General features: G+C 67.9%; 15 protein-coding genes. 7 read left to right on the top strand and 8 right to left on the bottom strand.

Annotation, left to right across the window (positions count from 1 at the left end):
* Positions 1–46: 46 nt before the first annotated feature.
* The 3 genes from VK92_RS22175 to VK92_RS22165 all read right to left on the bottom strand — a co-directional run bounded on the left by VK92_RS22175 (position 47) and on the right by VK92_RS22165 (position 4794).
* Positions 47–1642, bottom strand: a complete 1596-nt coding sequence (locus VK92_RS22175) for a DUF3138 family protein (protein WP_048024575.1) — start codon at positions 1640–1642, stop codon at positions 47–49.
* Positions 1643–1739: 97 nt separating this feature from the next.
* Positions 1740–2855, bottom strand: coding sequence for a polyamine ABC transporter substrate-binding protein (locus VK92_RS22170; protein WP_048024576.1), 1116 nt, complete (start codon positions 2853–2855; stop codon positions 1740–1742).
* A 214-nt stretch (positions 2856–3069) separates the two neighbouring features.
* A complete protein-coding gene (locus tag VK92_RS22165; RefSeq protein ID WP_048024577.1) occupies positions 3070–4794 on the bottom strand; it encodes an amidohydrolase in 1725 nt (574 codons plus the stop codon).
* A 238-nt stretch (positions 4795–5032) separates the two neighbouring features.
* Between VK92_RS22165 and VK92_RS22160 the strand changes: the two genes are divergently transcribed.
* Positions 5033–5863, top strand: a complete 831-nt coding sequence (locus VK92_RS22160) for a helix-turn-helix transcriptional regulator (RefSeq protein WP_042975384.1) — start codon at positions 5033–5035, stop codon at positions 5861–5863.
* A gap of 15 nt (positions 5864–5878) precedes the next feature.
* Here VK92_RS22160 and VK92_RS22155 read toward each other — a convergent pair whose 3' ends face one another.
* The 4 genes from VK92_RS22155 to VK92_RS22140 form a co-directional block, all read right to left on the bottom strand.
* Entirely contained in the window at positions 5879–6799 is a 921-nt protein-coding gene (locus tag VK92_RS22155; protein WP_042975417.1) for a LysR family transcriptional regulator, read from the bottom strand.
* Between the two features lie 129 nt (positions 6800–6928).
* On the bottom strand, positions 6929–8119 hold the full coding sequence (locus VK92_RS22150) for an MFS transporter (protein ID WP_048024579.1): 1191 nt from the start codon (positions 8117–8119) through the stop codon (positions 6929–6931).
* Between the two features lie 87 nt (positions 8120–8206).
* A complete protein-coding gene (locus tag VK92_RS22145; protein WP_082160875.1) occupies positions 8207–9664 on the bottom strand; it encodes an NAD(P)/FAD-dependent oxidoreductase in 1458 nt (485 codons plus the stop codon).
* Positions 9665–9748: 84 nt separating this feature from the next.
* Positions 9749–10093, bottom strand: a complete 345-nt coding sequence (locus VK92_RS22140) for a cupin domain-containing protein (protein ID WP_027789860.1) — start codon at positions 10091–10093, stop codon at positions 9749–9751.
* Positions 10094–10291: 198 nt separating this feature from the next.
* On the opposite strand from VK92_RS22140, the gene VK92_RS22135 reads away from it, so the two are divergent.
* The 3 genes from VK92_RS22135 (at position 10292) to VK92_RS22125 (ending at position 13844) form a co-directional block, all read left to right on the top strand.
* Complete coding sequence (locus VK92_RS22135) at positions 10292–11215, top strand: helix-turn-helix transcriptional regulator (RefSeq protein WP_048024582.1); 924 nt, start codon at positions 10292–10294, stop codon at positions 11213–11215.
* 168 nt (positions 11216–11383) lie between these two features.
* Positions 11384–12334: an agmatinase gene (gene speB / locus VK92_RS22130; RefSeq protein WP_048024584.1), complete on the top strand. Its 951-nt coding sequence runs from the start codon at positions 11384–11386 to the stop codon at positions 12332–12334.
* Positions 12335–12362: 28 nt separating this feature from the next.
* Positions 12363–13844, top strand: a complete 1482-nt coding sequence (locus tag VK92_RS22125; RefSeq protein ID WP_048024604.1) for an aldehyde dehydrogenase family protein — start codon at positions 12363–12365, stop codon at positions 13842–13844.
* Between the two features lie 141 nt (positions 13845–13985).
* Here the strand turns inward: VK92_RS22125 and VK92_RS22120 are convergent, their stop codons facing one another.
* Complete coding sequence (locus VK92_RS22120) at positions 13986–14870, bottom strand: patatin-like phospholipase family protein (protein WP_021159964.1); 885 nt, start codon at positions 14868–14870, stop codon at positions 13986–13988.
* A 72-nt stretch (positions 14871–14942) separates the two neighbouring features.
* On the opposite strand from VK92_RS22120, the gene VK92_RS41955 reads away from it, so the two are divergent.
* The 3 genes from VK92_RS41955 to VK92_RS22110 form a co-directional block, all read left to right on the top strand.
* Positions 14943–15107: a hypothetical protein gene (locus tag VK92_RS41955; RefSeq protein ID WP_156187231.1), complete on the top strand. Its 165-nt coding sequence runs from the start codon at positions 14943–14945 to the stop codon at positions 15105–15107.
* Positions 15108–15386: 279 nt separating this feature from the next.
* Positions 15387–16256 carry a flagellar motor stator protein MotA gene (gene motA / locus VK92_RS22115; protein ID WP_048024585.1) on the top strand — a complete coding sequence of 290 codons (870 nt, stop codon included), beginning with the start codon at positions 15387–15389 and terminating at the stop codon, positions 16254–16256.
* A 10-nt stretch (positions 16257–16266) separates the two neighbouring features.
* Positions 16267–16436, top strand: a 170-nt coding sequence (locus VK92_RS22110; protein ID WP_048024587.1) for a flagellar motor protein MotB, incomplete at its 3' end; no start/stop codon positions are given.

The following is a 16436-nucleotide window of genomic DNA, read 5'->3' as shown; positions in this document are numbered from 1 at the left end:
CGACCGGCATGCGGGCCGGCCGGAACGGCGAGACCCGTCAGAACGGTCAGAACGAATAGATGAACTGCATCCCGGCCAGGTCGTTGCTGCGCGCGTACGTGCCGTTGCTCTTCAGGAACACCGGATGGTTCGCCGCGTCGTGGCGATACTCGAGCTTCACGGTGATCTGCTGCGTCGGATAGAACAGCAGGTCGGCCGTGATCGCGTAACGCTGCGCGCCCTTGCACTCGGTGCCGTTCGTCGACGAACCCTGGAAGCACGCCGGATCGATGCCGAAGCCGCTCGACCCGTTCACCGACGGATTGCCGCCCGCGAGCCCGTACTGGATGTTCGTGCCGCCGCCGCCGTTCGACGTGTTGTTCAGGTAGTCGAAACGCAGCGTCGCGCCCATGCGGCCGACCCACGCCTGCGTCCACTTCGTATGGCCGAGCAGCGACATCCCGTACCAGCGTGCGGTACCGCCGTTCCACGCACCCTTCTGCAGCTCGCCGTAGTCGACCTGCGCGTTGACCTGCGTCTTGTCGTGCGTATAGGTCACGTCGGCTTCCACGTACTTGTAGAGGCCGGTCGGCGACGAGCCGTTGCACTGGTAGCCGTAACCGCCCGCCGTCGCGCACGGCGAGAACAGCGACTGCCGGCCGAGCATCGCGGAAATGCCGAAGTCGAAGGCGGTCGACGTCGCGTTGTCGAACCGCGCGGTGATCGTCGGCGTCCAGTTGGTCTTCGTCGTGTTGTTCGCCGCGTTCGCGATCGCGCCGGCGGTGCGCAGCACCTCGTTGCCGATCACGACCTGCCAGAAGCGCGTCATCGCCGCGTTGGAGCCCTTCAGGCCGACGCCGATCAGGTTGCCCGGTTCGCTGAAGTCGTACAGCAGCCCGTGCGTGAGCGTCAGCATCTGGGTCGACGGCTGCACCTCGTAGCCGGCGAGGCTCGGCATCATCCCGATCTCGAAGGTGCGCGTCGTGCTGAGGGGCACGGTCACCACGGCCTGCGTGACGATGTTGTTGCCGACGCCGCCGTGCGAATTGCTGAACACGTTGCCGAAGCCCCGGTTCGGCTGGATCACGACCTCCGCCGACGGTGCCATCGGGCCGACGCCGAAGGTCTTCTTGATGTCGAGGTAGACGTCGCCGATCGTGCTGTTGAAGTAGTCGTACGCGCCCGGATCGTGGTTCAGGAACTGGAACCCGGACGTGCGCTGTGCGCGGTTGAACAGGTACACGGGATCGACGTAGCCGGTGATGCTCAGGCCCGCGAGCGGGCCGGTCGTCGCGGCTTCCTGCAGCGAGTCGACCTTCAGCGACGCGTTCGCGATCTGCTCGCGCATCTGCTGCAGGTCGTCGTTCGTGAACGCCGGTGCGGAATCGGCGGCCGGCGCGGCGGCGGCCGTGTTGATCGAACCGATCCTTGCGCCGCTCGATGTTGCGGTGGCGGCGCCGGCTGCGTTGGCGGCCGTCGCGGTGCCGGGCGCCTGCGCGGCCAGCATGCTCGCGCGCAACTCGTTCACCTGCTGCTGCAGCGCGGTGACCTGCGCCTGCAGCGCCTTCATCCTGCTCGCATCGGTCGCCTGCGGCGTGTGCGCGAATGCCGTGGCCGCGTCGAACGCAAGCAGGCACAGCGCCGTCATGTGTTTGAGTTTCATGTTCTGGGTGGTCGTCGGGACGAGCGCGCCCCCGCCCGCCGCGATCAGCGGCGGGGCGCGCTAAAGGTGTGCGGGAATCGGGGAAGCGGCGGCCGGCTTACTCGGTCTTCAGCTTCGTCCAGAGACGGTTCTGCAGACGCATCAGCTCAGGCGGAACCGGCTTGCTGAGGCTCAGCTTGCGGATCACGTCGGCGGGCGGGAACACGGCCGGATCGCTCGTCACTTCGGCGCGCACGAGGCGCTTCGACGACGGCACGGCCGACGGGTACGACGTGTCGTTGGTCAGGTTCGCGCTCTCCTTCTCCGACAGCACGAAGTTGACGAACTTCAGCGCGGCGTCCGGGTGCGGTGCATCCTTCGGCACGGCCATCATGTCGAACCACATCGCGCTGCCCTCGGTCGGGATCACGTACTTGATGTGATACGGCTTCTTCGCGGAAGCGGCCGCGATCCGCGCGGAGTTCACGTCGCCCGACCAGCCGAGCGCGAGGCAGATGTCGCCGCCCGCGAGATCGTTGATGTAGCTGCTCGAATTGAACTGCGTGATGTACGGGCGCACCGACTTCAGCAGCTCGTACGCGGCCTGGTAGTCGGCCGGGTTCGTCGTGTTCGGGTCCTTCTTCAGGTAGACGAACGCCATCCCGAACGCATCGACCGGCGAATCGAGCACCGACACGCCGCAGTGCTTCAGCTTCTGCGCATACTTCGGATCGAACAGCAGCGCCCAGCTGTCGAGCGGCGCGTCGTTGCCGAGCGCGGCCTTCACCTTCTCGACGTTCATCCCGAGCCCGTCGGTGCCCCAGGTCCACGGAATGCCGTACTGGTTGCCCGGATCGTCCTTCGCGAGCGCCTTCAGGATTTCCGGGTCGAGCAGCCCGTAGTTCGGCACCTGGCTCTTGTCGATCTTGCGGAAGATGCCCGCCTGCAGCTGCCGCGCCCAGAAGATGTCGGACGGCACGACGACGTCGTAACCCGACGTGCCCGACAGCAGCTTCGCCTGCAACGTCTCGTTCGAATCGAACTCCTGGTAGACGACCTTGATGCCGGTCGCCTTCTCGAAGTTCGCGATCGTCGCCTTGCCGATCGAGTTGCCCCAGTTGTACACGTTGACGACGTCCGCCGCGTGCGCAACCGGCGCGCCTGCCCCCAGCACGCCGCCCAGCGCGAGCGCCGCGCATGCCGTTCCCAGATGCCTGCTCCAATCCCCTGCCATGGTTTCCTCCGTCGATATCATGGTCCGTTCTCGATGAACGGGTGTGTGCTTCGGTCCGGAAAAATGTAGCCAGAGGAAATTGGCCGGTCTGCCCTGCCAATAGGGGGACACGCCGCACAATCGGCGCACCCGGTTCCGGCCGGATGCGCCGAGCCGCAAAAAACGAAAGCATACCGAAATATTAAGTCACCGCTTCGTCAGCCGGGATGCGCGTTCAGCATGCCTGCATACCCGTGCGCGCGCCGAAATCGTCGCCCACGTGCGTGATGCGGCCGCCCATCATCGTCAGCCCGACGTCGATGCGGCCGATGTCGTACTGGCCGACCTCGAACAGGTCGTTCTCGAGCACGACGAGATCCGCGCGCTTGCCGGGCGTCAGCGAGCCGACCTCGTGCTCCATCCCGAGCTGGTACGCGCCGTGGATCGTGTACGCGGCGATCAGTTGCGGAATGCTCAGGCGCTCGGCGATGTCCGGGAACACCGGCGCATCGGGCTCGCCCGCGAGCTGGCGCGTATGGCCCGACTCGATGTGTTCTAGCGGCTTGTGCTGGCAGCGGCACTGGCATGCGAGGCCGTCCATGCCGATCGACACCGTCACGCCTTCGTCGAGGAACGTGCGGAACTTGTACATGCTGCTCCAGCGCTCGTGGCCGTAGTGGTCGCGCAGCTGCTCGGTGTACGCGTCGACCACACCCCATTGCAGCTGCGTGTTCGCCATCACGCCCGCGCGGCGAAAGCGCGGGATGTCGTCCGGATGCGTGAGGAATGCGTGCGTGATCACGTGGCGGCGGTCGCGCGGCGGGTTCGTGCGGTTCACCGCGTCGAAGCCGTCGAGCGCCATCCGCACGGCGGCGTCGCCGACGCAATGGACCATCACGTTCGCGTTCGCGCGATCTGCTTCGAGCAGGTAACGGTTGAACGTGTCGGCCGGCATCGTCGGTGCTCCACAGGTGTCCGGGCGGTCCGCGTACGGTTCGAGCAGGTACGCGGTGTGGTTCGCCTCGGTGCCGTCGAGGAACAGCTTCAATGCGCGCGCCTTCACGAGCGGCGAATCGTACTGCTCGCGATACCGGACGAGCGTGCCGACCGGATCGTCGATCTCGCCGATCACCGCGACGCTGCCGACCACCCGCAGCTTCAGGTCGCCCGCGCGCTCCATCGTCTGCAGCGTCTCGTACAGCAGCGACTGGTCGCCGCTCGCGTCGAAGAAGCCCGCGTCGAACACGGTCGTCACGCCGGCCGCGCACAGCTTCTTCTGCCACGGCGGGATCGATTTCAGGTACAGGTCGATGCCGGTCGGCAGCAGGCCGGCCGCGCTGATCCGCTGCATCAGCAACGAATACGCGGCGCCGTCGACGATCAGGCCGGTCGGCTCGCCGGTCGCCGCGTCCTTCTCGAACCAGCTCGCGCCTTCCTGCACGGGCGGCGTCGACGCGTCGATGCCGGCGATCTCCAGCGCCTTCGAGTTCACCCACATCGTATGGAAATCGGTCGACAGAAGGCACACGGGGCGATCCGCACAGATCGCGTCGAGCGTCTCCTTGCGCAGCAGCGCGGGCGGAATCGTCGCCTGCACCCAGCCCATTCCGGTGATCGCCGGCTCATCCGGATGCGATTCGACATACGCGCGCAGCGCGCCGAGCACCTTCTGCGGATCCTCGTAATTCACGAACGCCTGGAACGCGAACGCGGTCGTCTCGAAGTGCCAGTGCGATTCGACGAAGCCCGGCAGCACGAGCCGGCCGGCCGCGTCGACGACCTTCGTCTGCGCGCCGACGTACGCCTGCACGGCCGCGGTGTCGCCAACGTAAACGATCCGGCCGTCGCGCACGGCGACGGCCTGCGCCCAAGGCTTGTGCGGATCGACGGTATAGACCTTCGCGTGGGTCAGAACGAAATCCGCCGGCGTCGTGGCGGCGTGCGTCGGTTGCATCTGCATGGCCTGTCCTTTCTGGTCATCAGGTTTTCGAAGTGCTTTCACTATAGGCAGACGATTCGCGCCGGTATGCCCCCCCGCCGCCGGGGCTTCCGCGAATTCCGGCCGCCGCACGCACGGTCTTGTCGTCGTTTTGGGGACAACGCACGAAATCCGTGGGGGTGATCCGGTGAATTCCCGGCTGACGCGTGCACGGCGTTCGCGTAACGTCGCGCTGTCCCCTGACCGCCTTCGTCCGACCATGCGACTTCTCCAGCCCGACCCTGCCGCTCGCGGCCACTACCTGATCGGCGTGCGTCCCGATTCACTCGGCGCGACGCTGCGCGCGGTCGGCACGCCGGATTTCGTCGGCGCGGTCACGGAGTTCGTCAACGACAGCATCGATGCCGACGCCGTGCACCTCGAGCGCTGGCGCGCCGACACGGGCAGCACGTCGGGTTTCGTCGTCGAATGGCTCGGCAGCGGCAGCCTGCGCTTCGCGGCCGATACGCTGCGCGTGATGGACATCTACTACCAGGACTACTGCCAGGCCGATCCGCTGGTCGCGCCGCTGCGCGGCAAGCCCGGCACGCTGCTCGTGCAGCGCCATGTCGACGGCATCGCGCAGGGCGAGTTCCGCCGCCGGATCTTCGACGAGCCCGGCATCGGGCAGGAATGCCTGCTCGTGCACGGCAACGCGCACCTGCAGTACGCGCTCGGGCTCGCGCGCACGGTCGGGCGCGCCGCGTTCACCACGGACGAGCTGTTTCACTTCCGGCAGATGGTCGACCTGCTGTTCCCGATGTTCGAGCTGCATGCGCGCACCTGTGCGGCACGGCGCGTGGCGGCGGTGTCGGTGAATGCCGCGTCGCAGGCGGGCTTCGATGCGCGCCTCGAACGGCAGGACGTGCAGCTGTCGCGCCGCGAGCACGAGATCTGCCGGCTGATGCTGTGCGGGCGCTCGGTGCCCGAGGCCGCGCAGCAGCTCGACGTGAAGCTGTCGACGGCCGAGTCGTACGTGAAGCGCGCGTTCGCGAAGCTCGGCGTGCGCACGCGCCGCGAGCTGTTCGACTGGGTACTGGTCGACTGCTGAACGCGCGGCCTGGATTTACGCGGCCAGCGCGGCCGCCTTGATGTTGAAGGCGCGCAGCAGGTCCTCGCAGAACGCGTCGACGATCGGCTTGTCGCTCGTGCTGCGCTTCATCGCGAGATGCAGCGGCACGTCGAAGCTGAACGTCGCGCGGCCGACGGCCTTCACGAGCCCGCGCTGCTCGAACGGCTCCGCGTAGTGCGCGGGCAGGTAGCCGAGATGGCCGCCCGACAGGATCAGGATCGTCGCGGCCTCGATGCTGTCCGCGCTCGCGGTCACGCGTCGCTCGGGCAGCGGATACTGCTCCTCCGGCACCGGATAGGTGCGCCACACCCAGTCGTGCAGTTGCAGGTCGTCCGCCGTCACGGGCCGCGACGCATGGAACAGCGGATGCCCGCGCCCGCAGTAGATCACCTGCTGCTCGGTGAACAGCGGCGTGTAGAGCAGCCCGGGCACGCGATGCCAGAAATACCCGATCGCGAGATCGAGCTGGTTGTTGACGAGGCTTTCCTCGAGTTCCTGCGGCGACGCGACCTTCATCGCGAACGTGACGGCCTGGTCGCGCTTGCGGAATGCACCGATCGCGTCGGCCACGCGCGCGTTCTCGACGAGCGGCGCCTGGCCGATCAGGCCGATCGACAGCGTGCCGACCAGCTTGCGGTCGATGTCGCGCACGCGCGCGACGAATTCGGAGGTCGCCGCGACGAGCGTGCGCGCGGTGGCCGCGAAGCGTTCGCCCTTCGACGTCAGGCGAAAGCCGCCGCGCCCGCGATCGCACAGCTTGAAGCCGACGCGCGCTTCGAGCGCCGACAGCTGCGTGCTGATGGTCGACTGGCGCACGCCGAGCGACGCCTCGGCGGCCGTGATGCCGCGTGCGTCGACGACGGCCAGAAAGACCCGGATGAGCCGGAGATCGAGATCGGAAGTATTCGAGAACATGCCTGAAGCCACTGCGCGTGTGCGCGTTGCCCGGCCGGCACGACGCGCATCACGCGTCACGCCCGCCGCCTTCGCCGATGAACCGGACCGGACGCGCGCCGCCATCGGCAGCGGCGCGCGTCGAAACCGTCATTCAGGTGCCACCGCGAGCGCGCGTTCCATGCCGAACACGGCCGGCCGCAGCCGCCGGTAGCACAGGAACGCCACCGCGCACAGCACGATCGCCGCGATCAGCGCCGACTGCGTGCCTGCGCGCTCGATCAGCGAGCCGCCCGCGACCGAGCCGACGCCATAGCCGAGCGCGACGCAGCCCGGCGACAGCGCGGCCGACTTGCCGACCAGGTCGTACTGCGGAATCGTCGCGTAGATCAGCAGCGCGCCGCCGGTCCAGCAGCCGATGAACACGACCGCGCCGAGCGTGAACGTCATGGCCGATGCCGGCATCGCGAGCAGCACGGCCGCGACCGCGCAGCCGCCGAGGTTGACGAGCGCCCAGCGGCGCAGGCCCGCGCCCGCGCCGAGCTTCGGCATCGCCGCGCAGATCACGAGGCTCGCGATGTTCGCGATGCCGAGCACGAGCGACACCGACCTGCCGCTCAGGCCCGCCGCGGTGCCGATCTTCTCGAGGAAGGTCCACACGACGCCGACGCCGCCGTACAGCGCGAGCTGCGCGCACAGCACGAGCATTGCGCCCCGGCGGTCGATGCGGCCGGCGACGCCGGCCGGTGCCGGGGCGGCCAGCGTCTCGCCCCGGCGAAACAGCGGCGTCGCGAGCACGAATACGCCGAGCACGCATGCGACGAAACCGAACACGCCGTGCGCGCCCCATGCGTCGCTCAGCATCGGGAAGATGTAGGCCAGCAGCACCATGCTCCACGTCACCTGCCCCATCAGCATGATCCCGAGATTGCGTTCCGGCGCGCGCGAGTACGACAGGTAGCGCAGCGCGATCCCGTTCAGCCCGCCCGAGCCGACGCCCGCGATGAACTGCAACGCGGAATAGGCAAAGAGCCCGTGCGTCGCGAGCGTGCCGAGGTTCGCGCCGGCCGCGAGCGTCACCGCGCCCGCGAGCACCCACCGCACCGGCTGGCGGCCGAGCACGAACGCGACGAGCAGCGTGCCCGTCGATTCGCCGAGCACCTCGATGAAGCTCGACAGCCCGAGCGCCGCTTCGCCGAAGCCCCAATGGCGTTCGACCTGCCCGACGATCGCGGGCAGGCCGAGGAAGACCGTCGGCCCGAGGATGCCGAGCAGCAGCATCACGACGACGAACGGCGCGCTTTCCTGTCGCGCTTCGTCCTGCAGGTTCACTACGTTCATTCGGTGTCTCTCTCCGTGTCCGCGGCGCGGACCGTCTCCTCGAGGGAGCGGGGTATGGCGACGGCCCGGCCCGGGCCGCCGTGTCGCTTACATCGGGAAGCCCATCGCCTTGATGCCGCTGATCCACGCGCGCTTCCAGCCGCCTTCCGCATCCGCGCCGTCGAACGCATGGAACGTGATCTTCGCGGCGACCCAGCGCATCGGCTCGGGCGGGATGTAGCTCGGGCTCTGGTTCGCGATGTCGAGCTTGCGCTCGGGGCTGTCGCGATCGAACAGGATGTTCAGCCCCATGAACGCGCCGAACCGGCTCGCCGCGACGCCGAAACCCGTATAGCCGGCGACGAACACGGCCTTGTCGCCGAGATAGCGCTTCGCGAACACCGAGCCGCGCGAGCAGTAGTCGATCGGCCCGCCCCACGCATGCGAGAAGCGCACGTCGCTCAATTGCGGGAAGGTGCGGTAGAACGCTTCCGCGAGCCGGTAATAGGTCTCGCGCTGGCCGTCCTGATGCGGTTCCGGATCGCCGTCGAAGTGATAGCTCACCAGGCCGCCGAAGATGATGTTGTTGTGCTTCGTCAGGCGGAAATAGTTGAGCTGCGTGCGCGTGTCGTACACGCCCTGGCGATTCTTCCAGCCGATCCGCGCGAGCTGTTCGTCGGTGAGCGGCTCGGTGGCGAGCACGTGGTCGCGCACCTGCATCACGCGGCGGTTGATGTCGGGAATCCCGACCTTCGCGGTGCCGCTGCCGAACACGACGCGCGGCGCGCGCACGCTGCCCTTCGGCGTCTTCACGAACACGGTGCTGCCTTCGTCGGTCACGGTCACGAGCGGCGTGTGCTCGTACAGCTTCACGCCGAGCGACAGCGCCGCGCGCTTCAGCCCCCACGCGAGCTTCGCCGGATGCACGATGCCGCTGCGGTTACGCGACCACAGCGCGCCCGCGAACAGCGGTGAATTCAGTTGTTCGAGCGTTTCGTCGCGGTTCAGCAGCACGACGTCGTGGCCGTACTCGCGATGCAGGTCGTAATCGCCCTTCAGGTGCGCGATGTGCCCGGGATCGACCGCGACCGTCATCTCGCCGTTCCATTCGATGTCGGCGTCGATGTCGTAACGCTTCAGCGTTTCCTCGAAGCCGTCGAGGTTGTGATGGCCGAACGCCTCGAGCTGCGCGATGTCGTTCGGGAACACGCGCACCGCATTCGGCAGCCCGTGCATCACCGACGTCGAGATGATCCCGCCCGCGCGGCCCGATGCGCCGTGCGCAACCTTGCCGGCCTCGATCAGCACCACGTTCAGGTGCGGCATCTGTTCCTTCGCCTGCACGGCCGACCACAGCCCCGTGAAGCCGCCGCCGACGATCAGCAGGTCGGCCGTCACGTCGCCGACAAGTTCCGGCTCGGTGGCCGGCGCGGCCGGGTTGTCGAGCCAGTATGGGAACAGCTTCGTATTTTCGAGCGCCGCCTCGACGCCCAATGCGACCGGCGCGCCACGCAATGCGTGCGCCTGCGCCGGTGCAGTCTCTCTTGCCTTGACTTCCATTTCCATGATCCCTGCCATCACACGCGGAAACGAAACCGCCGCCGGGCGCGCGTCACACGGACGACGACACCACGGCGGCGGCTTCGGCCATCACGACTTCTCGAGCAGCACGTAGAACTTCTTCGCGTCCTCGATCGTCTCCCAGCGGCCCGCGAAGCCGGCCGGCAGCAGGTAGCCCTGGCCCGGCGTGAATTCCTTGCGGTTGCCTTCGACGTCGGTCAGCGCGATCCGGCCCTCGACGAGCCACACCGCTTCGTCGGCCGCGGTTTCCGGAAACTCCACCGAGCCGACCTTGCCTTCCCACCAGCCGATGAGGTAGTTGCCGCTCTTGCCTTCCGCCGCGCGCCAGTCGCTTTCGTCCATCCCGAAGTCGAGCTTCGTGAATTCGCCGATGCCTGCGCCGAGCGGCAGGATGTCCTTGATCAGTTTGGTCATCTGAGTCTTTCGTCTCTTGATTGAAAAAAGCAGAGACAAAGTTACTCATTTACACTGCCCAGGTATGCCCCCCTCCGGGGGGGACAAGCGGTGTTTTCCGGGGCCGGGCAGGTCGCCGGGACACCCGCCGGGATTTCCCCCTAATGACGTTTTGCGTGGCCGACGCTACAATCCGCCGGCTTTTCACCGGGGAACCGCATGCTGCTCAACGTGAACCCCTTCCACCGCGACAACGACCGCTTCAACGTGTCGTTCAAGGCGCTGGGCGAGCTGATCGAGACGGTCGGCACGCCGCACTTCGTGCCGCGCCTCACGCAACTGCTCAATGAAGTGGTGCCGCTCGACGTCGCGCACGTCGAACGCTCGCGCGTCGACGGCTCGATGCCCACCGGCTACCGATGCGAATGGATCGGCAGCAGCGGCATCGGCGCGGCGAGCGCCGACGTCTCCGACGTGATGACGCTCTACTACGAGCGTTTTCTCGACAGCGACCCGCTGTTCGCGGGGCTGCGCGGCAAGACGGGCACGATGCTCGTCGTGCGCGACATCGCGGCGATCCCGCCCGGCGAATTCCGCCAGCGGCTGTTCGACGACGTGCAGATCGGCCACGAATGCGTGCTCGCACGCGGCACGCGTTATTCGCAGCATTCGATCGCGCTGGAGCGCGGCCGCGACCGGCCGCCGTTCACGCTCGCCGAGATGAACCGCTTTCGCAGCATCAGCGACGTGCTGTTCCCGCTGCTCGAACTGCACGCGTCGACCACGGCCGCGCGGCGCATTGCGCACCCGACGCCCGAAGTCCACCCGCTCGCGCAGTTCGACGCGCGCATCGCGGCCGACGGCGTGAAGCTGTCGAAGCGCGAATACGAAACCTGCAAGCACCTGCTTTCCGGCAAGACCGTGCCGGAAACGGCGGAGATCCTCGGCGTGCGCGTCGCGTCGGCCGAGTCATACGTGAAGCGCGCGTTCGCGAAGCTCGGCGTGCGCACGAAGCGCGAACTCGCCGCATGGGGTTCGGCGACCACCGCGTTCCCTTCCGCCGGTCCGCACGACGGTGCCGCGCCGCCGGCCCTCTCGCGCCGGCCCTCTCGCGCCGACCTGATCCGACCTGATCCGACCTGATCCGGCCTGACCTGGCCGCGCGGCCGCGTTCGGTTGCGCCGCGTCGATGCGGCGGTGCCACTTGCATCGAGCCCCGTCGATGTAAACGTTGCGACTTCAAAATCTTCGCGCGGGCGTTCTCCTCTACCATCGGCCGATCGCTTGACCTCAGATAAAGGAGACGGCCCCATGCCCCGCGAACTCAATCAACCGATGGGCGGCAACGAGATGCCGCGCTTCGGCGGCATCGCCACGATGATGCGCCTGCCGCAAGCCGAGACGACCGACGGCCTCGACGTGTGCTTCGTCGGCGTGCCGCTCGACCTCGGCACGTCGAACCGCTCGGGCTCGCGCTTCGGCCCGCGCCAGATCCGCACCGAATCCGTGCTGCTGCGCCCGTACAACATGGCCACCCGCGCCGCACCGTTCGATTCGCTGCAGGTGGCCGACATCGGCGACGTCGCGACCAACCCGTACGACCTGAAGGACTCGGTGCGCCGCATCGAAGAGGCATACGACGAGATCGTCGCGAACGGCTGCCGGCCGATCACGCTCGGCGGCGACCACACGATCGCGTGGCCGATCCTGCGCGCGCTGCATAAGAAGTACGGCAAGGTCGCCGTCGTCCACGTCGACGCGCACGCGGACGTGAACGACACGATGTTCGGCGAGAAGATCGCGCACGGCACGCCGTTCCGCCGCGCGGTGGAAGACGGGCTGCTGCAATGCGACAAGGTCACGCAGATCGGCCTGCGCGGCACCGGCTACCACGCGGACGATTTCGACTGGTGCCGCCAGCAGGGCTTCACCGTCGTGCAGGCGGAGGAGTGCTGGAACAAGTCGCTCGCGCCGCTGATGGCGCAGGTGCGCGAACGCGTCGGCGACACGCCGGTGTATCTCAGCTTCGACATCGACGGCCTCGACCCGTCGTTCGCGCCCGGCACCGGCACGCCGGAAATCGGCGGCCTCACCGTGCAGCAGGGCCTGGAAATCATCCGCGGCATGAAGGGCCTGAACATCGTCGGCGCGGATCTCGTCGAAGTCGCGCCGCCGTACGATCCGACCGGCACCACCGCGCTCACCGGCGCGAACCTCGCGTTCGAGATGCTCTGCGTGATGCCGGGCGTCGCCTACCGCTAACCCGACCGACCTCGACAGGATGAACCTCATGTCTACCGCCGAGCTTTCCCCTTCCGCCGCGACGTTCGTGCTGCCCGCCGCGCGCATCGCCGGGCAGTCCGTGCACACGCATTCCGACCAGGCCGGCGCGCCGATCTTCAACGCGTCGACCGGCGACGCGATCGGCTGGCAGGAATTCGCGACGGCCGCGCACGTCGACGCCGCGGTGCGTGCCGCGCGCGACGCATTCGCCGGCTGGCGCGACACGCCGCCGGCCGAACGCGGCCGGATGCTCGCGACGATCGCCGAACGCGTCGAGGCATCGCGCGACCGCCTGGCGGCGCTGCAGATGCAGGTGAGCGGCAAGCCGCCGTTCGAGGCCGAGGCCGATGTCGGCGACGTTGCCGCCACGTTCGCGTACTACGCGAAGCTGTGCGAAGACCCGGCGCTGTTCGCGGCCGAACCGGTCGCGCTGCCGAGCGACGCCGTCACGGCCGAACGCTTTTACGACGCGGTCGGCGTCGCGGTGCTCGTCATGCCGTGGAACTTCCCGATGGTCACGACCGCGTGGAAGCTCGCGCCCGCGCTCGCGGCCGGCTGCGCGGTCGTGCTGAAGCCGTCCGAACTCACGTCGCCGACCGAGCACGCGCTGCTCGAGATCGTCGAGCAGGCGGGGCTGCCGGCCGGCGTCGTCAACGTCGTGAACGGCGGCGCCGAGGTCGGCGCGGCGCTGACCGCGCATCCGCTGATCGACAAGATTTCGTTTACCGGCAGCACGGCGGCCGGCCGCAAGGTCATGCAGGCCGCGGCCGTCGACATGAAGCGCGTGACGCTCGAACTCGGCGGCAAGTCGTCGCTGATCGTGCGCGACGACGCCGATCTCGACGTCGCGGTGTCGCTCGCGGTTGCGGGCGCGTTCACGAACGCGGGCCAGATGTGCTCGGCCACCGCGCGCATCCTCGTGCACGACAGCGTGTACCGCAGCTTCATGGCTGCGTTCGAGACGGCCGTGCGTGCGCTCGTCGTCGCGCCGCCCGCCGCGGAACAGGTCGCGATGGGGCCGCTGATCTCGGCCGCGCAGCGCACGCGCGTCGAAACGATGCTCCAGCACGGCATCGATGCGGGCGCACGCGTCGCCTTCAGCGGCCGGGTGACGGATGCCGGCGGTGCGGGCTTCTTCATGGCGCCCGTCGTGATCGCCGAGCCGGCCGCCGACAACCCGCTGTGGACCGACGAAGTGTTCGGCCCCGTCGCGTGCGTGAAATCGTTCCGCACCGACGACGAAGCGATTGCGCTCGCGAACGACACGCGCTACGGGCTCGTCGCGACCGTCGTGACGCGCGATGCCGGTATCGCGAAGCAGTTCCAGCAGCGCGTACGCGCGGGGCTCGTGTGGATCAACGCACCGCAGCTGATCTATCCGCACGTGTGCTGGGGCGGGTTCGGGCTCAGCGGAATCGGCCGCGAACTCGGCGTCGCGGGGCTGCGCAGCTATCAGGAACTGCGCCACGCGATGCGCGCGATCGACTGACCAGTGCGGCCGTTCAGGCCGTTGGCGGCACCGTGTCTCGTGCACGGTGCCGTTTTTTTTCGTTCTTCGCGGATTTTCGGGGAGAGCGCCGGGGTGTTCGGCATGCGCCGATCACGAGATTTCAAGGCGCGTGAGCCACCCTCAATGCGACAGCACGGCGGCATGGTCGTGCTCGCGCAGCTGGCCGGGAATCTCGCACTGCGCGAGGCCGCCCGCGTCGATCCACGCACGCGTGCGTTCCGCGGCCTTGTCGATCAGTTGCGCGCACTGCGAGTAATCGTATGACGACACGTCGAGCGGACAGAGCGGCGGCACGACGTGGATTTGCGCGCGTGCCCCGTACAACTCCAGATCGCGCACCAGTTGCCGTGCGATCACGAGTGTCAGCGCGTGCGTCGCATGCGCGATCGCGCTGCGCGGCGGTACGCGCAACGCGCAGGCGAACCCGGCCGGCAGCACGACGATCCGCTTGACGCCGAGCGCGATCGCAACGGAGATCGGCGTATTGTTCGCGACGCCGCCGTCGACGAGTTCCACGCCGCCGATGCTGACCGACGGAAACACGCCGGGAATCGCCGCGCTGGCCTGCACGGCATCCACGACCGGGCCGGCGGACAGCACGACTTCCCGGCCGTTCAGCACGTCGGTCGCGACGATATGGAGCGGCAACGCGGCCTGCTCGATCCGCCGGTACGGCAGGTTCCTTTCCAGCAGCAGGCGCAGCGCATCGGCCTCGACCAGATGCGGCCGGTTGCGCAGCAGCATCGCGACGAGGCTGCGCATCGAGAACGGCATGATGTCCTGGCGGCGGATCCGGCACCACAGCGCGGCGAGCATCGCGACGCCGTCCTCGTCCGGCCGGCCGGCGAAATAGGCGGCGTTGATCGCGCCCGCCGACGCGCCGACGACGCAATCGGGCCGTTCGCCGCTCGCGACCAGCTCGCGAAGCATGCCGACCTCGATCGCGCCGAGACTGCCGCCGCCGGCGAACACGAAGGCGGTCGATGAAGTGGGATCGGACGTCACGGTGCGCCCTCCTGCGGTTGGCTGCGACGGTGCTTTCTCCATGATGGATCGTGCGGCGCCCCGGATGTCCTGATGAAAACCCTGCCGCCGCGCGAACCCGGCCGGCCGGGGAACGCGCCGCGCGCCGCATTCCCCGGCATTCCGCGCGGCGCCTTCCGTCGCGATGGGTGTGTCATCCGCCACCGTGTTCCGGGCCGCATCCAGATGGAAATTCACGCGAAGGCACGCAATTTTTGACTTCGATCAAGAAAATCGCGCATACCGCCGCTCGCAAACGTGTGCCACGCGTGAATCACGCGCGCTACGTGGAATCACGGGTTCAGTCGCCCCGGCGACCGCCGTTATTGCATCAACACCCGCCGACCCGCGTCGCGCCGCGATACATCGGGACGGCCGCCGGAATCGCATTCGACACGCAACGATCCGGCGCCGTCGCGGGCATGGAGCGGGATGGCCGGACGTCCCGCCCGGTTTTCGACAACAGATGCAGCCGCGCGAGCCGCGCAAGAGGTAATCATGTTTGTAGCCATCGGGTGGATCGTCGTGATCGGATCGGTGATCGGCAGTTTTGTCGGCGTGGGCGGCCACTTGCCGGCCTTGCTGCAACCGTTCGAACTGCTGTGCATTTTCGGCGCCGCGCTCGGTGCGTTCGTCGTCAGCAATCCGGTCGCGACGCTGAAGAAGACGATCAAGAGCCTGCCGACCTGTTTCAAGGGCGGCGGCTATACGAAACAGCAGTACGTCGAACTGATCGCGCTGCTGTACGAGCTGCTGCAGAAGGCGCGCAAGGACGGCATGATGGCGCTCGAGGCCGACGTCGACGCGCCCGAACAAAGCCCGCTGTTCCAGAAGTATTCGCACGTGCTCGAAGACCATCACCTGCTCGACTTCATCGTCGACTATCTGCGGATGATGTCGGGCGGCAACGTGAATGCGCTGGAGATGCAGGACCTGATGGACGAAGAACTGCATACGCACCATGCGGAGGCGTCCGTCGCGGCGAATGCGATCCAGAAGATGGCAGACGGCCTGCCGGCGTTCGGCATCGTCGCGGCGGTGATGGGCGTCGTGCATACGATGGGCTCGGTCGGTGCGCCGCCCGCCGTGCTCGGCAAGATGATCGCGGGCGCGCTCGTCGGCACGTTCCTCGGCATCCTGCTCGCATACGGCTTCGTCGGCCCGCTCGCGGACCTGCTCAATGCGAAGGGCCGTGCCGCGGCCAAGCCGTTCCAGTGCGTGAAGGCCGTGCTGCTCGCGTCGATGAGCGGCTACGCACCGGCGGTGGCGGTGGAGTTCGGCCGCAAGGTGCTGTTCACGGCCGATCGCCCGAGCTTCAAGGAGCTCGACGAGGCCGTCCGCGCGACGAAGTCGCCCAGGCCGGCATAACGGAGGCGCCATGGCCGACAATCGCTCCAACCCGTCGAAACAGTCCGCCTCGGCACCGCTCGTCGTCGTGCGCCGCAAGAAAGGCGAGGACCACGACGCCCACCACGGCGGCGCCTGGAAAATCGCCTACGCCGATTTCGTCACGGCGATGATGGCGTTCTTCCTGCTGATGTGGCTGCT

The sequence above is a fragment of the Burkholderia sp. LK4 genome, assembly GCF_001043615.1.
Taxonomy (GTDB): domain Bacteria; phylum Pseudomonadota; class Gammaproteobacteria; order Burkholderiales; family Burkholderiaceae; genus Burkholderia; species Burkholderia cepacia.
This window is presented reverse-complemented; position numbering and strand designations above follow the sequence as displayed.